2 protein-coding genes are annotated in these 1667 nt (G+C 63.2%); both read left to right on the top strand.

The window, feature by feature from the left end; all coding sequences use genetic code 11:
• The first annotated feature begins 31 nt into the window (after positions 1-31).
• Positions 32-781, top strand: a complete 750-nt coding sequence (locus AC0N03_RS16725; protein ID WP_474290045.1) for an electron transfer flavoprotein subunit beta/FixA family protein — start codon at positions 32-34, stop codon at positions 779-781.
• On the top strand, positions 781-1667 hold an 887-nt coding region (locus AC0N03_RS16720), incomplete at its 3' end, for an electron transfer flavoprotein subunit alpha/FixB family protein (RefSeq protein ID WP_474290044.1). The genes AC0N03_RS16725 and AC0N03_RS16720, both read left to right, overlap by 1 nt.

Here is a 1667-nt window from a genome sequence, read left to right as displayed (position 1 = left end):
GGTTTTGGCCAAAGATCGGGAGCACATCGAAATGAAGATTCTCGTGCCCGTAAAGCGGGTTGTTGATTACAACGTGAAGATCCGGGTCAAGGCGGACGGGAGCGGGGTTGACCTTGCGAATGTCAAGATGTCGATGAACCCTTTTGACGAGATCGCCGTTGAGGAGGCGCTGCGTCTGAAGGAAGCGGGCAAGGCGGACGAGGTGATCGTTGTGTCGATCGGCCCAGCGCAGGCGGCGGAGACCTTGCGCACCGGCCTGGCCATGGGCGCGGACCGCGGCATTCTGGTCAAGGCCGAGGGCGTTGTGGAGCCGCTGGCGGTGGCCAAGATTCTCAAGGGCGTGGCCGATGCGGAAGGGCCGGGTCTGATCATTCTGGGCAAGCAGGCGATTGATGACGATTCGAACCAGACCGGACAGATGCTGGCGGCATTGCTGGGCTGGGCGCAGGGCACATTTGCCTCGAAGGTGACAATCGGCGAGGGCAGTCTGGATGTTATCCGCGAAGTGGACGGCGGGCTGCAGACGGTGGAACTGAAGCTTCCGGCGATCGTCACGACGGATCTGCGCCTCAATGAACCGCGCTATGCCTCTTTGCCCAATATCATGAAGGCCAAGAAGAAGCCGATCGACGAGAAGACCCCGGCCGATTTCGGTGTCGACGTGACGCCGCGGCTCAATGTGCTCAAGACGGTTGAGCCGTCGGGCCGCAAGGCGGGCGTCAAGGTGGCCTCGGTGGCCGAACTCGTGTCGAAACTGAAGAATGAAGCAGGAGTAATCTGATGACGACGCTTCTTGTTGCAGATCATCACAACGGCCAGCTCTCGGATGTCACCGCCAAGGCGCTGACGGCGGCGCTGGAGCTTGGCGCGCCGGTCGATGTGCTTGTGGCCGGCGAAAATGTCGGATCGATTGCTGCCGAGGCGGCGAAGCTTTCGGGCGTGGCCAGGGTGCGCGTCGCCGATGCCGCGCTTTATGCGCATGGTCTGGCCGAGCCGCTTTCGGCGCTGATCGTCGCGCTGGCCGGTTCCTATTCGGCGATTGTCGGCTGCGCCACGGCGGGGGCGAAGAACGTGATGCCGCGCGTTGCGGCGCTGCTGGACGTGATGCAGGTCTCGGAAATCACCAAGGTTATCTCGGCTGACACGTTCGAGCGACCGATTTATGCGGGCAATGCCATCCAGACGGTGCAGAGCACCGACCGGATCAAGGTTGTGACGGTGCGCACGGCCTCGTTTGCGGCGACGGAAGCGGGCGGCGCGGCGCCGGTGGAGGCCGTTGCGGCGGCGGGCGATCCGGCTTTGTCCTCGTTCAAGGGCGAGGCTTTGTCGAAATCGGACCGTCCGGAGCTGACCTCGGCCAAGATCATCATCTCGGGCGGGCGGGCGATGCAGAACGCCGAGAATTTCAAGACCTATATCGAGCCGGTGGCGGATAAGCTGGGCGCGGCCATGGGCGCCTCGCGCGCCGCGGTCGATGCGGGCTATGCGCCGAACGACTGGCAGGTGGGCCAGACCGGCAAGGTGGTCGCGCCCGATCTTTATATTGCGGTGGGCATTTCCGGCGCGATCCAGCATCTGGCCGGCATGAAGGACTCGAAGGTCATCGTCGCCATCAACAAGGACGAGGAAGCTCCGATCTTCCAGGTCGCCGATTATGGCCTCGTCGC

It is taken from the genome of Methylocystis sp. sgz306128, from assembly GCF_056032725.1.
The sequence above is the reverse complement of the archived record's forward strand: the minus strand, read 5'-3'. Positions and strand labels throughout refer to the sequence as shown.

Excerpts from the sequence above, each read along its gene's own strand:
- AC0N03_RS16725 (WP_474290045.1), top strand. The coding sequence starts at position 32 with ATGAAGATTCTCGTGCCCGTAAAGCGGGTTGTTGATTACAACGTGAAG.